Annotated in this window: 12 protein-coding genes; 6 read left to right on the top strand and 6 right to left on the bottom strand. The window is 54.0% G+C overall.

The genetic code is table 11. The features are described 5' to 3' along the window. Window positions 1-3 precede the first annotated feature (3 nt). The 5 genes from HP566_RS13150 to HP566_RS13130 are packed head-to-tail and all read right to left on the bottom strand — an operon-like array spanning window position 4 to window position 4,957. The gene (locus HP566_RS13150) at window positions 4-1,113 is read right to left on the bottom strand and encodes an ABC transporter substrate-binding protein (protein ID WP_249977721.1); all 1,110 of its coding nucleotides are present in this window, start codon (window positions 1,111-1,113) and stop codon (window positions 4-6) included. Window positions 1,114-1,149: 36 nt separating this feature from the next. Then, a complete protein-coding gene (locus HP566_RS13145; protein ID WP_249977720.1) occupies window positions 1,150-2,289 on the bottom strand; it encodes an ABC transporter ATP-binding protein in 1,140 nt (379 codons plus the stop codon). Between the two features lie 39 nt (window positions 2,290-2,328). Further along, the gene (locus tag HP566_RS13140; protein ID WP_249977719.1) at window positions 2,329-3,105 is read right to left on the bottom strand and encodes a hypothetical protein; all 777 of its coding nucleotides are present in this window, start codon (window positions 3,103-3,105) and stop codon (window positions 2,329-2,331) included. Next, the gene (locus HP566_RS13135) at window positions 3,102-4,130 is read right to left on the bottom strand and encodes an isopenicillin N synthase family dioxygenase (RefSeq protein ID WP_249977718.1); all 1,029 of its coding nucleotides are present in this window, start codon (window positions 4,128-4,130) and stop codon (window positions 3,102-3,104) included. Before HP566_RS13135 ends, HP566_RS13140 begins: the two co-directional genes overlap by 4 nt. Further along, entirely contained in the window at window positions 4,130-4,957 is an 828-nt protein-coding gene (locus HP566_RS13130) for a phytanoyl-CoA dioxygenase family protein (RefSeq protein WP_249977717.1), read from the bottom strand. Before HP566_RS13130 ends, HP566_RS13135 begins: the two co-directional genes overlap by 1 nt. Before the next feature lie 102 nt (window positions 4,958-5,059). On the opposite strand from HP566_RS13130, the gene HP566_RS13125 reads away from it, so the two are divergent. Beyond that, window positions 5,060-5,965 carry a LysR substrate-binding domain-containing protein gene (locus tag HP566_RS13125; protein ID WP_249977716.1) on the top strand — a complete coding sequence of 302 codons (906 nt, stop codon included), beginning with the start codon at window positions 5,060-5,062 and terminating at the stop codon, window positions 5,963-5,965. 53 nt (window positions 5,966-6,018) lie between these two features. Here HP566_RS13125 and HP566_RS13120 read toward each other — a convergent pair whose 3' ends face one another. Beyond that, the gene (locus tag HP566_RS13120) at window positions 6,019-7,473 is read right to left on the bottom strand and encodes a sigma-54 interaction domain-containing protein (RefSeq protein WP_249977715.1); all 1,455 of its coding nucleotides are present in this window, start codon (window positions 7,471-7,473) and stop codon (window positions 6,019-6,021) included. Between the two features lie 173 nt (window positions 7,474-7,646). Here HP566_RS13120 and speB point away from each other — a divergent pair, with 173 nt between their 5' ends. The 5 genes from speB to HP566_RS13095 all read left to right on the top strand — a co-directional run bounded on the left by speB (window position 7,647) and on the right by HP566_RS13095 (window position 14,626). Beyond that, entirely contained in the window at window positions 7,647-8,597 is a 951-nt protein-coding gene (gene speB, locus HP566_RS13115; RefSeq protein ID WP_249977714.1) for an agmatinase, read from the top strand. Window positions 8,598-8,741: 144 nt separating this feature from the next. Then, window positions 8,742-10,124: a YjiH family protein gene (locus tag HP566_RS13110; RefSeq protein WP_249977713.1), complete on the top strand. Its 1,383-nt coding sequence runs from the start codon at window positions 8,742-8,744 to the stop codon at window positions 10,122-10,124. A gap of 10 nt (window positions 10,125-10,134) precedes the next feature. Further along, window positions 10,135-11,793, top strand: coding sequence for a 5-guanidino-2-oxopentanoate decarboxylase (locus HP566_RS13105; protein WP_249977712.1), 1,659 nt, complete (start codon window positions 10,135-10,137; stop codon window positions 11,791-11,793). Then, window positions 11,783-13,093, top strand: coding sequence for a purine-cytosine permease family protein (locus tag HP566_RS13100; RefSeq protein ID WP_249977711.1), 1,311 nt, complete (start codon window positions 11,783-11,785; stop codon window positions 13,091-13,093). Before HP566_RS13105 ends, HP566_RS13100 begins: the two co-directional genes overlap by 11 nt. 60 nt (window positions 13,094-13,153) lie before the next feature. Next, window positions 13,154-14,626 carry an aldehyde dehydrogenase family protein gene (locus tag HP566_RS13095; protein WP_249977899.1) on the top strand — a complete coding sequence of 491 codons (1,473 nt, stop codon included), beginning with the start codon at window positions 13,154-13,156 and terminating at the stop codon, window positions 14,624-14,626. Window positions 14,627-14,848: the final 222 nt, after the last annotated feature.

Genomic DNA, 14,848 nt, shown 5'->3' with positions numbered 1-14,848 from the left:
AGATCAGGCACCAGTGCGCGATAGAAACTGATCTAGTACGCTGCCGTAGTGATCAGCGTACCATTCGATGTCGAGCTTGAACTGGCGGGCGAGATTCTCGACTGAGCCACAGTTGAGTTCGATAAGTTCCTCGGGAATCAATGCTTCGGCAGCTGGATTCGATGGACCATTACCCAACAACCTGAGTAGTTCGACCTGACCTTCTGGCTCTAGTGCATGATCAATAAAGCGCATGGCGGGCTCTGCACCTGCTGGATTGTCTCCAAGGACTGCCCAGCTACTCGGAGTAACGCAAGCATTGTCGTAGTGCCAGCCGACTCGTCCGTCGGTATCGCGGTCAAGCACAATGGCTCGAGTATTCCATATCTGCCCGATACTGACTTCCCTATCGAGGAACAACTGCTGACTTTCGGCTCCAGAACCCCAGTAAGCCAGAATGTGAGGGCGCAGCTCATCAAGTTTGTCGAGTGCTCGTGCTATGTCGAGGGGATAGAGATCCTCGAACGCAACACCATCGGCCAGCAGGGCTGCTTCGAGTACGCCATTCATCCATTTGTACATGGTGCGCTTGCCGGGGAAACGCTCAACATCCCAAAAGTCCGCCCAGGTTTGTGGGGCCGCATCGAAACGTTCCTTATCCCAGGCGATAACATAGCTGTACAGGTAGCCCGCCACACCGAACTCTGTGGCAAACGCTTCATTCACTTTGCTGCGTTCAATGGTATTGAAGTCAAGCGGCCGCATGAGTCCTTCGCGACCCAGAGTCAGGGAAGTAAAGGGCTCTGCATCCACTACGTCCCAACTGGGGCGGCCAGAGGCAAGCTGGGCGCGGATCGCCCCTTCCGTAGGGCCACTGCCATCAATGCGCACTGGAATGCCTGTTTCTCGGGTAAAGCTTTCGGTCCAGGCTTGTCTATATGCATCGATAGCATCACCTCCCCAGTTAACGATAACGACAGGGCGATCTTGTGCCCATCCAATGCCGCTGCGCATGGCTAGTGGCAATGCCGCTAGCAGACCAGCTGCCTTGAGAAAGTTGCGACGATCTATCTGGCCAATTCGCGCCTTTTCAACAAGTAGTTCGATACAGTCCTGCTGGTGTGTCTGATGCATGGTGATTACTCCGGTTGGACTATCTAATGGAAATATTCAAGCCTCGATTATGATGCCGACGTCAATCGGCCAGTACAGCCATAAAGGGGAACCTGGAGTCGCGCTGGCAACTGGATGAGTATTGGGGATGCTAGTAGTCAATACATGGCCTTTGGAGGTGGCGAGGGTTAGATCCATGCTATGTCCCTGATAGGTGCGCTCCTGAAGAGTGACAGCAAGGCAATTAGTGCTTTCATCGGTAGCTTCTTTATAGTTGAGCGTAATCCTTAGTTGTTCGGGGCGTATCCCTAATATCAGGTTATTGTGAGGAATGTGGCGTAAGTTAGTCGCTGTTAAGATGGTGTCTTCGAAATGACCACTGACACGCTGCCCAGAACGCCTCAGATGGGTTAGTGGCAATAAGTTCATACGCCCCAGAAATTCGGCAATGAAGCGATTGTGAGGGTGGTTGTAAAGTCTTTCGGGGGTATCTAGTTGAGCCAGACGGCCTTGGTTGAAAATAGCAATACGGGAAGACAGTGCAAGAGCCTCGCTTTGGTCATGCGTTACGAAGACAAAGGTAGTGCCCGTTTCTTTATGTATGCGCTTCATCTCATCTTGCAGCTGGCTACGCAGATTCTTATCGAGAGCCGAAAATGGTTCATCAAGCAATAACATCTCTGGTTCGAAGACCAATGCCCTAGCCAGCGCTACACGCTGTTGCTGACCACCGGAGAGGGTGTGAGGTTTTTTATGGGCATGTTCACTAAGTCCCACAGTTTCAAGCATTTGCCTCACGCGCTGACTGCGGCTGGCGACAGGCACACCACGAATACGTAATGGAAAGGCTACATTCTCTGCAACGCTCATATGTGGAAATAGCGCGTAGCCTTGAAATACCATACCGAAGTTACGCTTTTCGGCTGGACGCTGGGTGAAGTCACGCCCCTCCCAGGTCAAACGTCCGGCAGTGGGTGTGCTGAAACCCGCCAGTATCATAAGTAAGGTTGTTTTGCCTGACCCCGAGGGACCAAGCAGTGTGAGAAACTCCCCGCGTTGAACGTCAATGAAAACATCGTCAAGAGCTAGAAAGTTTCCATAACGTTTTTGAATACCCTGAATGCTGATTTGTACAACACTGTGTCGAGCCTTATCGATCACTGGCTCATACGTATGTGCCTTGGAAGGGCTGGACATGACGGCTCCTGAGCGGTTCAAAGGGGTAACGTTCATGCTTTAACCTGCAAAGCCCGTACCATTATTGGGCGATAACCCAAGGGTGGGGGGCGAAGTAGCCGGTTGGCGCATAGAGCGGCTTGAATGGTGCTCCTCTAATCGCCAGCCGCGGACTGATATCTCGCCTTGCATATTGCCTAGGTCAAGAGGTTGCCCTTCACGCCAGGGGAGGGTTGAGTCACAAATCATAAAAGTGTTGCCAGAACCCCGCCCCGCGTAGGAAATCTCGCAGCCAAGTAGTCGCTGAGGGTCTTGTGATGATTTGTACAGTATTTCGTGTAAAGGCTGTGACGGTAGGGGTATTGAGCGGCGCTCAATCAGCATGGCAAAATCATCTATGACCAGCAGCCGCATGTGTCCGTCTTCTCGCAGCCAAACATGTATATCCGGGTCTGTTGGCGTCAAACGAAGCCATTCCTCCTCATAAGCGCCAGATGGAGCACGTTCGATCATGCGATTGCCATGCAATTCCATTTCACCTGGCTCTGGAAAGTCGACGATTGGTTGATAGCCCCATTCACGCTTCCAAATCGCCCGTCCATTATGATAATGACAGTGTCCAGTAGCGCCCTGCTGTCGCGCGAGCGCCAGGTCATGGACATGGGAAGCACCAAACCTAGGCACTAGAGGCCGGTTTATCGGTATACGCAGGTCTCCATAGCAGCTTAACCCTTGTAACCAAAACACCCTGCTCGAGGTGTCACTGGTGCCATCGGCATAGTCGATACGCTGGCGCTGCCATACGCCTCTAAGCCAGTCTGGCACGGTTGCTTTCATACCCCTGCGCCACTGGTTTTTTGGCGATGGGCATTGGTAGCATCAAGGCGCCCAACTAAATGTTCACCGGCAATTGTATCGGGATAATGGGGTGGATTATCGGCGCTTGAGCAGTGAGGCAAGCAACTGACCAGGGTGTGATAATTGCAGCCACAGAAAAAAGGCATTGAGTAGCGTTCATTGCTTGAACGGTTATAGACACGATGCACGGTCGACGCAAAGCGATCATTGGTCCAACGCGCCATCATGTCGCCAATATTGACTACGAAAGTCCCCTCAATCGGAGGTACCGCTATCCAATCTCCAGCGGCATTGCGAGCCTCAAGACCTCCATTGTTATCCTGAGCAAGGAGCGTCAGGCATTCGTAATCGCTATGGGCACCGATACCCACCCGAGGCTCACCTTCGTGTGCGGGATAGCGGATCAGGTTAAGCTGAGCCATAGGCTTGTCGATTTTGTCATCGAAAAAGAGTTCGTCAATGCCGATAGCAAGGGCGAACAGGCGGAAAAGCTCCTTCGATAACGCTGTCATTTCCTGATAATAACGGTAAATCGTTTCTCGAAATCCAGGCAGGTCGCGGGGCCAAGTATTAGGGCCGTACATGATGATGCCATTAATGAAATCTGGATCATCAGGCGGTAGCTCAAGCCCGATTTTGAACACTTCTTTACTGTCTGCAGCATAGGCATCGAGTGTCTCTTCACCAATACCCAGGTATCCTCGGTGGTTGGGTAGCTTGCTGATATGAATCTCATTTTTGCGTTCTAGCGGTAGCGCAAAAAAACGTTTTGCCTCTGCCCATGCTGCTGAGATCTGCTGGCTGTTGATGCCATGGTTGGCAACATAGAAAAAGCCTATTTTTTCGCAGGCAAGCCCAATTTCGTCAGCCACCGCTTGTCGTGATATGGATGTGGCATCAGGGCCAATAGCGGGGGCAAGATCAATAACAGGCACCTCAGTAAAGTTGCGGCCTTTTTCTCGAGCCAAACGATCAGGGTTGGGTGTGTGTATCGAAGTGGGCATTAAAGAATCCTCGGGAAAGTTGAACAAGCAAGTGGTGCGCCGGGTAACAAACCCTCGCCTTTAATGGGGGGAGCAAGATCACTCGCTATTTCAATGTAATGAGCATCATCACCCGCCCAGCATGTCGACAGTACTCGGCGAGGGTGGGGCAGTGGGTTGCCAGGCGCGCGATGGAGGGTGCGTGCGTGGAATACTAAGCAATCACCAGGTTGTAGGGACCAGCTGGCGATATCCTCTTCATTGCAGTAGTTGGCGAGATTAGGCACTGCTGGACGTCCGTCGCGACTACCATCAAAAGCGCTTTCGGGAGCAAAAGGGACCGCAGCATAGAGAGTATTCCAGCGATGGGAGCCACGTACGAATTCGAGAGTGTTGGCAGAGCTGACAGAATCCAGTGGCGCCCAGATTGTTAATACTTGGTTACCGCCCACACACCAGTAAGATTGATCTTGATGCCAAGGAGTCGGTTGGGTTGAGCCTGCATCTTTAACCAGTAGAAAGTCGTGATAGAAGGTCACACCATGAGAATTCATTAAGCGCCTGGCAAGACTAGCCAGAGGGCCTTCAAATACAAACTCGCGGAAATGCTGCCAGCGTTGCCAAAGCATCACATCACCGAAGAAAAAACCGGGAGCATTGGGTGAGCCGAAACGGAAGTGGTGTGGGCCACCTTGTTCGATAGCTTCACCGACTCCTTCTTCAAGCCGAGCAAGCCAGCTCGAGTCAATCACATCACGCAAGCAAACAACGCCGTCTCGAGAAAACTGCTCAATAATAAGTGGGTCATTAAGCGTGACACTATGTTCATAGCAATTGCTCGCTCGCATAGCTCCCCCTCTCCATTTGCCATGTGCAGGACTTTCAGTTTTGCAAAAGGGCGTTGATAATAAAATTCATATTTTTTGTCTTTTGATGTGAGAAAAATTTACATGAGGCGCTCATTACCCCCTTTAAATGCATTACGTGCTTTTGAGGCTGTGGCTCGTCTACAGAGCCTCAAACAGGCTGCTGAAGAACTACACGTCACTCATGGAGCAGTGAGCCATCAGTTGAAGATTCTTGAGGAGTCTTTGGGAATGGTGCTGTTTCACCGCGATCGCCGACAACTGAGGCTTAATCAGGCGGGACTGGTCTACTCTCGCCAAGTGCGGGAGGCTTTACGCCTTATTGCGGAAAGCACCATGAAGCTCGGGCTACCCAGTGTTGAGGGCAGACTGCAGGTTGTTTGCGCTCCCACCTTGGCCACCAAGTGGTTGGCTCACCAGTTGAAGGGCTTTCGCAGCGCTTTTCCTGATATTGATCTGACTGTTGTGCCCCAGAACCTTGATGATGAAGGGGTAGCGACCCACGATTATGATGTGGCGGTGGTGTATGGCCATGGTGAGTGGGATCGTAAGTACGTAAAGCTTCTTGCTAATTTCAATATGACGCCGGTATGTCATCCACTCTTTTTTACCACCAGTGATCAGCCACATCAGATAGGTGAGCTGAGGGGGAGTTGGCTGCTACATGAAGATGATGGTGGTAACTGGAAGCGGTGGTTGGCAAGAGTAGGGGCGGATATTCATGATATGGAACGCGGTACCCAGCTATGGGGAGCACATATGTCTCTGGAGTCTGCCGCTGCGGGTTTTGGTGTGGCTCTGGGGGATCGGATCGTTTGTGCTCAAGACTTTGCTCGTGGACACCTTATGCGCCTATTTGATGCCGAAGTGCCAGCACCGCACGCCTATTATCTAGTATGTGCGGCACATCGGGTGGATGAGCCGAGGATTATGCTATTTTGTGACTGGATACAAGCATGTATCGAACGCACTCTAGCGGGGAAAAAGTGAGTCAAGTGTAATTCTGAACTATTAACCTCTAGCAGAGTAGTGGGCTGGATGTGTCAGACACTCTGCTGCTTTGGAGCATTCAAACCATAACGCTGTAGCCTGCGTACCACGCTGGATTGGCTGATTCCCAGTCGCCTGGCGATGGCGTAGGTGCTGGGCAGAGTGTCGCTGAGTTGCTCAAGGGTGTCTCGCTCCAGCCGGGCAAGGTACTGCTTTAGGGTTTCGTGCTCCATCATTGGGTTTGCTGCAGAGGGAGTACTCATGGGCTGGACGCTGGCGGGGGATAACTGTGCCGGGGGATGAGCGGCGAGTACCTCAATTTGGTCGGTAGGGCTTGAGAGCCAGGCTCTTTCCAACCAGTTTTCCAACTCACGCACATTGCCCGGCCATTCACTTCCCATAAGCGTTGACCATACCTGGTTGCCAAGAATTTTTTGCCGCCCGTAGCGTTGGTTAAGGCGCTTCAGACAAGCCTCCACCAGGCCGGGTATATCTTCGCGGCGATCGCGGAGGGGCGGCAGAGTGACAGGAATCACATTCAAACGGTAGTAAAGATCCAGCCGGAAGTTACCAGCCTCTACCTGCTTGCCCAAGTCCTGATTGGTGGCGACAACCAAACGAAAATCAACCCGGCGCGGGCGGGTATCCCCTAATCGGGTCAGGCTGCCATCCTGAATGACTTTCAGCAGCTTGGTTTGCATTAGCAGCGGCAACTCGCCAATCTCATCCAAAAATAGCGTGCCGCCTTCAGCCTGCTCTAACAAACCTGCTTTACCTTGCCGTGCCGCACCGCTGAAGGCACCTGGCTGGTAGCCAAACATTTCAGACTCAAACAGGTTTTCAGGAATGGCGGCACAGTTAACCTCGATAAAGGGGCCGCCGCGGCGTTCGCTCCAGCGGTGCAGTTGTTTGGCAAAAGCGGTTTTACCCACGCCGGATTCACCCAACATCAGTACATTGGCGTCCGAAGATGCCACCCGCTTTAGCAGTAGCGCAATTTCACGCATAACGTGGCTGCGAACCTGGAGATTATCCAGGGCGTCATCCAGTGCCTGCTCGTCGGCATCAGGGGTGGCATGGCTGCGTATTAAGTGTTCGCTAAAGCGTTTCTGCAATAGCGCATACTCATCTTGCAAAAGCTGCAGGTCGGTTAAGTCCCGCGAGCGACTGATAATTCGCTCCAGCTTTCCATTGACGAATACCGGGTAGGCTTCAGCAATAACACGTCGCCCCGTTCCCGTTACCTGCATGAGCTGGGCTGGCCGTTGAGTACGCATCACCTCCAGGGTAATTGATGGCTTGAGCACGCCCGCCTGCTGCAACTGCTGGACGCTACTGGAAAGCAACTCATCACGCGGGACACCATAAACCGCCTCGGCCCCAGGGCTGATATCCAGCACCCGTCCATCGCCACCGACGATAAAGAAGTGGTCGTTGGCGGTTTCCACAATGGTTTGCAGCACACAGCGGTCGATTTCGCTCACCAGAGACTCCTGTGGTTGATTCATTTATGAATCATTGATGCGATTTTGCATTGATTATGCATGTTTTTAATTCATTTATGAATCATTGAGACGCGTAAGCCGCCTATTTAGGCGCCCGTTAACTTGGCATGCTCTGTGCAATATCTCCCTTAACCGCGTTTGGCGGCGCTATCACGTTAAAAGCCCAGGAGGTGTATATGACCGCGTTTAATCAGCCATTGGGAGGCAACAGTGTGCCGCGCTTTGGTGGTCCCGCCACAATGATGCGCTTACCCACTCAAGAGAGTGCTGCCGGATTAGATGCTGCCTTTATCGGCATTCCCATGGATATTGGTACCTCGAACCGTCCTGGCACACGCCTTGGGCCACGCCAGATTCGGGATGAGTCGCGCATGCTGCGCCCCTACAATATGGCAACTCGCGCAGCACCTTTCGAAAGCCTCCAGGTAGCTGATATCGGTGATGTACCGATCAATACCTTTCACCTGCCGAAAAGCGTCGACATCATCACCGCCTTCTACGATGACGTGCTTAAGCATGACTGCATTCCGCTGACTCTGGGGGGCGAACATACCCTGACGCTACCGATCCTGCGTGCGATGGCCAAAAAGCATGGCCCGGTAGGGTTGATTCATATTGATGCCCACGCCGATGTGAACGAACACATGTTCGGTGAGCCGATAGCCCATGGCACGCCTTTTCGTCGTGCCCAGGAAGAAGGGCTACTGGCTCATCGCAAGGTGGTGCAAATCGGCTTGAGAGGAACAGGCTATGCGGCTGAGGACTTCGACTGGTGCAGAGAACAGGGTTTTCGCGTTGTGCCTGCTGAAGAGTGTTGGTACCGCTCGCTGGCGCCGTTGATGCAGGAAGTGCGCGAGCAGATGGGCGATACACCGGTGTACATCAGCTTCGATATCGATGGCCTGGACCCCTCGGTTGCCCCTGGCACCGGCACGGTTGAAATGGGGGGGCTGACCTCTACCCAAGGGCTGGAAATTGTGCGCGGCGCGGCCGGCTTAAATATTGTGGGCGGCGACCTGGTGGAAGTCTCTCCACCTTTCGACCCCAGCGGCAACACCGCGCTGATGGGGGCAACGCTGCTGTATGAAATGTTGTGTGTGTTGCCCGGCGTAAAACGCAGCGATTAACCATGGCACCCAGGTTTTTCAGGCGCCGGGCTAACAAGGCGCCATGCATAAAAAAACAGTGAGTACCCAGGAGGGAAGTATCGCTTTCCTCCACCCAGGACGCCGCCAGCCACCTCCAATAATCACACTCAATAGGTGAACCGTATGTCGTACTCCCAAGTGAAATCGGAAGCGCCCACATCGTTGGCACCGATATCCCCAGACCATTTACTGAAATTTCTAATTCCGTCACTCATTGGCATCCTGTTGTTTTTAGTTCCTTTTCAGGTGGGTGGAACGGTCAATATTGGCATGGGGTTGATGGCTGATGGGTTACAAACCCTGCTTGGTTCAGCCTTGCCGGCCATTGCTATGCTGGTGCTCTGCCTCTCGGTGGTGGTAACGCTCTATGTAAAAGCAGCTAAACCCGCCTGGGCACAACAGGGCCCCTTCCACGACATGTTCGATGTGGGAGCCATCTGGATCGCCATGCGTATTTTGGGCGCTATCTTTGTGGTGATGACGTTTTTCCAGTTTGGGCCTGAGTTCGTGACTGCATCGTTTACCGGTGGGGTGATGCTGAATGACCTTGCACCGGTACTGCTGACGTTCTTTTTCTTCGCCGCCCTGCTGCTCCCTTTCCTGGTTGAGTTCGGCTTTATGGAGTTCATTGGCACCCTGGTGCGCAAGCCGTTTCGGTTGGTTTTTAACCTGCCGGGACGAAGTGCCATTGACGCCACGGCCTCTTGGATGGGCTCGGGGACGGTGGGGGTGCTGATCACCGCCCAACAGTATGAGCAGGGCTATTACAATGGGCGTGAAGCCTCTGTTATAGCGACCAACTTCTCCGTTGCCTCTATCGCTTTTAGCCTGCTGATTACTAATTTTGTCGATATTAACCACCTCTTCGTACCGTTCTACTTTACGGTGGTGGTATCGGGCTTAATCGCGGCGGTGATTGTGGCGCGTATTCCACCGCTGTCCCGCAAATCCAATGACTACTACGAGCCGGTCGGCTGCCAGCTGAGTGAAGAACGTACTGAACATGTTGGCCTGTTTCGTTACAGCCTGCTTCAGGCCACCCGCCGGGCGGCAGGGGCACCGGGGCCTAAAGCGCTTGGGCGTTTGGCGCTGCTGAATGTGATCGATATCTTCCTGACGCTGTTGCCGCTGGTATTTGCCATCGGCACGGTGGCACTGATCCTGGCAGAGTTTACACCGCTGTTTACATGGCTTTCCTATCCCATGGTGCCGGTGCTGGAGCTACTGCGTATTCCAGAAGCGCAAGCCGCTGCCCCGGCAACCCTGGTGGGGTTTGCCGATATGTTCCTGCCCGCCGTACTGGCCACTAACATCGAAAGCGAACTAACCCGCTTTGTGATTGCCTGCCTATCCATGACGCAGCTGGTTTATATGTCGGAAATTGGTGCGCTGTTGCTCAAATCGAAAATTCCCATCAAGTTCTGGGAGCTGGCCGTGGTCTTCCTGCTGCGTACCGCGATTACGCTGCCGATCATCGCCTTTATGGCCCATACGTTTTTCTTTTAAGGGGCCTGCAATGAACGGTGATGCAACGAGCAATCAAGCGACTATGAGCTGTGCCGAACTGCTGATACGCCTGCTGCGCGACACTTACGGTGTGCGCACGTTGTTTGGTATCCCTGGGGTACATACCGTCGAACTCTATCGCGGGTTGGAAGGCAGTGAGGTACAGCATATAACGCCGCGCCATGAACAGGGCGCCGGGTTTATGGCCGATGGCTATGCGCGCGCCAGCGGCCAGCCCGGTGTTTGCCTGATCATCACAGGACCTGGGATGACCAATATTGCCACTGCCATGGGCCAGGCCCTGGCGGACTCTATCCCCATGCTGGTCATTTCCAGCGTGAATCGCCGCGATACCCTGGGCCTTGGCCAGGGGCGACTGCATGAACTCCCCAGCCAGCAGCAAATGATCAGCGGTGTGGCGCGGTTTAGCCACACACTTCTGGATGCCAACACACTGCCCGATGTGTTGGCGCGTGCCTTTGTGGTATTTAATGGCGCGCGCCCAGGTCCGGTACATATTGAAATCCCGATTGATCTGTTTCATTCACCGGTTAAGGTGCCGGACAGTTGGCAGGCGCCACAGCTCTATCGCGCGGCCCCCGACCCGGAAGGGCTGTGCGAGGCAGCCCGCATGTTAAAAGCGGCGAAGCAGCCCTTAGTGCTATTGGGCGGCGGCTGTGTAGCAGCACCGCAAGCAGCACGGGCACTGGTAGCACAGCTTGATGCGCCTACGGTGACCACGATCAACGCCAAAGGGTTGCTTGGCCGTAACCACCCGCTGGATTTGGGTGCCAACGCCGCACTACCTGCGGTACGCACGCTTGTCGCCAACGCTGATGTGATTCTGGCGATTGGCACCGAACTGGGAGAGACTGATTACGATGTGGTGTTTGATGATGGCTTTCATCTTAACGGTGCACTGATCCGTATCGATCTAGACCCTGAACAACTGGTGCGTAACCAGCGCACCACACTTGGCTTAGTAGGCGATGCTGGACGTAGCCTTGAGCTTCTTTTTGCCCACTTCCCCGACCCATTGCAGCGCGGCGGTGCCCAACGAACGGCGGCGGCATTGAGCGCGCTGAATCTGGTAAACCACCCCGCCTTTAGCGATTTCGTGCCACTTTATAACACCCTGGCCGAATACCTTCCCGAGGCGATTCTGGTGGGAGATTCCACCGCGCCGGTATATGCAGGCAACCATCTGGTAAGCCAGCCAGCGCCTCGGCGGTATTTCAATGCCTCGACAGGCTACGGCACCTTGGGGTATGGGCTTCCCGCTGCACTTGGCGCCCAGTTGGCCAAGCCGGAACTGCCTGTGGTGGCGCTGGTAGGTGATGGCGGCGTGATGTTTACCCTTGCTGAAATAGCCACAGCAGTAGAAGCGTGCTTGCCGGTGGTTATTGTGCTGTGGCACAACGCAGGCTATGAAGAGATCCGTCGTTATATGGATGCTAACGGCGTCGCCCGCCTGGGGGTCGATATCCAAGCACCGAACTTTCTTACTCTGGCTGAAGGGTTTGGTTGCCCCGGCGTATTGGTGGGAAGCCCCGCTGAGCTGGCCAGAGCGCTTGCCAGCCGTGTCCCTACCGGCCCCTTACTGATCGAAATAGACGCCGCTGCCTGGCAGAAAACGCTAGTAAAACCAGGTGATGATAATGAAAAATAATCGCATACTAGGGCAGGATACTCTCTCGGCGGATCATGTTGAGCACAGCCTTGGGTTGCCTGGAACCTTTGCGCTGTGGCTCGGTGCCAATGTGGTCGTTACCACTATTTTAACCGGTATGTTTTTGGTTCCTGATCTCACCTTTCAGCATGCGATGCTGTTAATTCTGCTGGGTTCGGCGGTGGGGATCATTCCGTTGGTATTGATCGGGGCCATGGGGCAGCAAACCGGTATGACGACGATGGTGCTGGCACGGGGTACCTTCGGTAGAAAAGGGGCTAATTTCCCCGCCTGGGTTAATTTACTTGCGCTGATTGCCTGGAGTTGGATTCAGGCGCTACTGGCAGGTATGAGTCTGGATTACGCGGTTGAAAGTCTGACCGGTTACTCCAATGTTGCACTCTTCACGGTCTTGTGTGAGTCGCTGGTCGTACTCATTGCCTTGCGCGGCCATTTGGGTATCGAGAAAGTCGAGAAAATAGCGGCACTGCTGATGCTGGGGTTGTCGGCGGTGGTGCTGTTTGCGCTGAATCGCCACTACGATTTGCCCAGTATTACCCAACTGGAGCCCGAAGGAGTGCTGGGGGGCGGAGTGGTGTTTGATATTGTTGTAGCAACCGCTTTTTCCTGGATTCCATTAGCCGCAGATTACAATCGCCACTGTCGCTCGCTAAAAGCTGCCGTTGTGGGCACCTGGGGTGGCTATGTGATGGCGACGTTGGTTGCCATGGGGTTGGGGGCTACAGTATCGGCGCTGTCGATTAGCGTTGGTATGGAACCCACTTATGACCCGACAACCCTGCTCAGTGGGTTCGGTTTCGGCCTGCCTGCGGCCTTGGTTATTTTCTTTTCGGTTCTGACAACTAACGTGATGTGTGTCTACAGCGCGACGCTTTCGTTTATGAGCGTGCGGCCAACGGTGCCTTTCTGGAAGCCAGCCCTTCTGATTGGGGTGATATCCATTGTCGGTGCGTTAATCCCCGGTATTCTGGATCAGTTTCAAACATTTTTACTGATTATTGGCAGTGTCTTCATTCCAGCTTTTTCACTGATCATCGTGGATTACTACCTGTTGGGCCGCCAGCGCTATACCTCGGCACAGCTTATCCAGGCTGAACACAGCCTGCCCTCCTTTAACTGGCTGGCGTTGGGCAGCTATGGGGTGGGCGCACTACTGGCCTATTACTGGAACTGGGTCGCGCCATTGGAGTTTGGTGCATCGCTGCCTGTTTTTGTCATCACGGGTGTGCTTTATTTTGTGGCCAGTAAGGTAATGCTTTTTAAGCGGGTAACCATATGAACCTGCAACCAATCAGCGCACAGCACCAACACGACCTTTAAAGGAGCCATGATAGTGTCTATGACTTCCCAGATAGAGCACATTCCGTTACTCAATAAGCAGTTTATCAATAGTCGGTGGGTCGCATCGGCAGGTTCCCGTGTGCTTGATGTGATGAACCCATATAGCGAAGAGCGCATTGCCCAAGTTACCGCCGGGGATGCAGCAGATGTAGACGCTGCCGTAAAAGCTGCGCAACAGGCCCAGCCTGACTGGCAGGCGTTAGGCGGCGCTGCGCGGGCAGTCTACCTCGATGGGTTTGCCGATAGCCTGAAAGCCCGTTGCAAGGAGCTCATTACGCTGTCGGCAACCAACAATGGGAAACCACTGGCAGAAGCCGGGATCGACCTGGACGACGCCATTGCCTGCTACCGTTACTATGCGAAGCAGGCCAAGGCGCTGGATGCCCGCCAGGGGGAGTTAGTGAGTGTTGAGATGGAAGGCATTGAGGCGCGCTGCTATCACGACCCTGTCGGAGTGGTGGGGCTGATCACACCATGGAATTTTCCGCTGGTGACCAGTGCATGGAAGCTGGCACCTGCCTTGGCAGCAGGCTGTAGTGTAGTGCTTAAACCTTCAGAGGTGACCCCGCTGCCTGAACAGGTACTGGCAGAGATTGCCCTTGAAATAGCGTTGCCTGCTGGCGTACTGAACCTGCTTAACGGTGATGGGGAAGGGATCGGAGCACCGCTGACCCATCATCCCGGTGTGGATAAAATTTCTTTTACGGGCAGTAACCGGGTAGGAGAGGCGGTGATGCAGGCAGCGGCTACCCGCACCGCCAGCGTGTCCCTGGAGCTGGGTGGTAAATCACCGATTCTGGTCATGGACGATGCCGACCCTGCACAGGCTGCCGACTGGGTGATGGCGGGTATCTACTTTAATGCCGGGCAGATTTGCTCCGCGACCTCACGTCTACTGGTTCATAAAGACGTAGCGGAGGCGCTCTATGCTGCGCTTGCCGAACGTATGGATGCGTTAACTCTGGGAGATCCGTTAGCAGAAGGGACCGACCTGGGGCCTCTCACCAGCGCCAGACAGCGCGACGTGGTACAGCGCTACCTGGATATTGCCAAGCAGGAAGGGCTGGCGGTAGTACGCGATGCGCAACATCGTACCCTGCCCACTCAAGGCTACTTCCTGGCGCCCACCCTTTACCGGGATGTACCGGTAGAAAGTCGCTTATGGCAAGAGGAGATTTTTGGCCCGGTGCTTTGCGGGCGTAGTGTTGCAAGTGAAGAGGAAGCGATCAAACTTGCAAACGATAGCGCCTATGGCCTGGCGGCGACGGTGATTAGCGGTGACCCCGAACGCGCCAGGCGCATTGGTCGCCAGCTTAAAGCTGGCAGCATCTGGTACAACAGCGAGCAACTGGTGCTACCTGAAACCGCCTGGGGTGGCTTCAAGCGCAGCGGTATTGGCCGTGAGCTAGGCCCTTGGGGGCTAAGCGCCTATCTGGAAGTGAAACATCTGGTGGGACCGGAAGAGGTTTAACTCCCAGGAATGCGAGTGATATACGCCACAAGTGATCAAGGATTGCGATATTTGTAAGGCATCTCTTAAAATTTTGTACGATATCTCTTACATTTTTGTAAGACATCGCTGACACCTGCCCTTAAGGGGTTGTGCTTGGCTCCTGGCTCGTTATTATCACTGTTTCTCATTAACAGTTGATGATTCCAGGAGGGAGCATGGCACTTAGCATGGCGCTCAGCA

Origin of the sequence: Vreelandella olivaria (genome assembly GCF_023507745.1) — a bacterium.
Taxonomy (GTDB): Bacteria; Pseudomonadota; Gammaproteobacteria; order Pseudomonadales; family Halomonadaceae; genus Vreelandella; species Vreelandella olivaria_A.
This window is presented reverse-complemented; position numbering and strand designations above follow the sequence as displayed.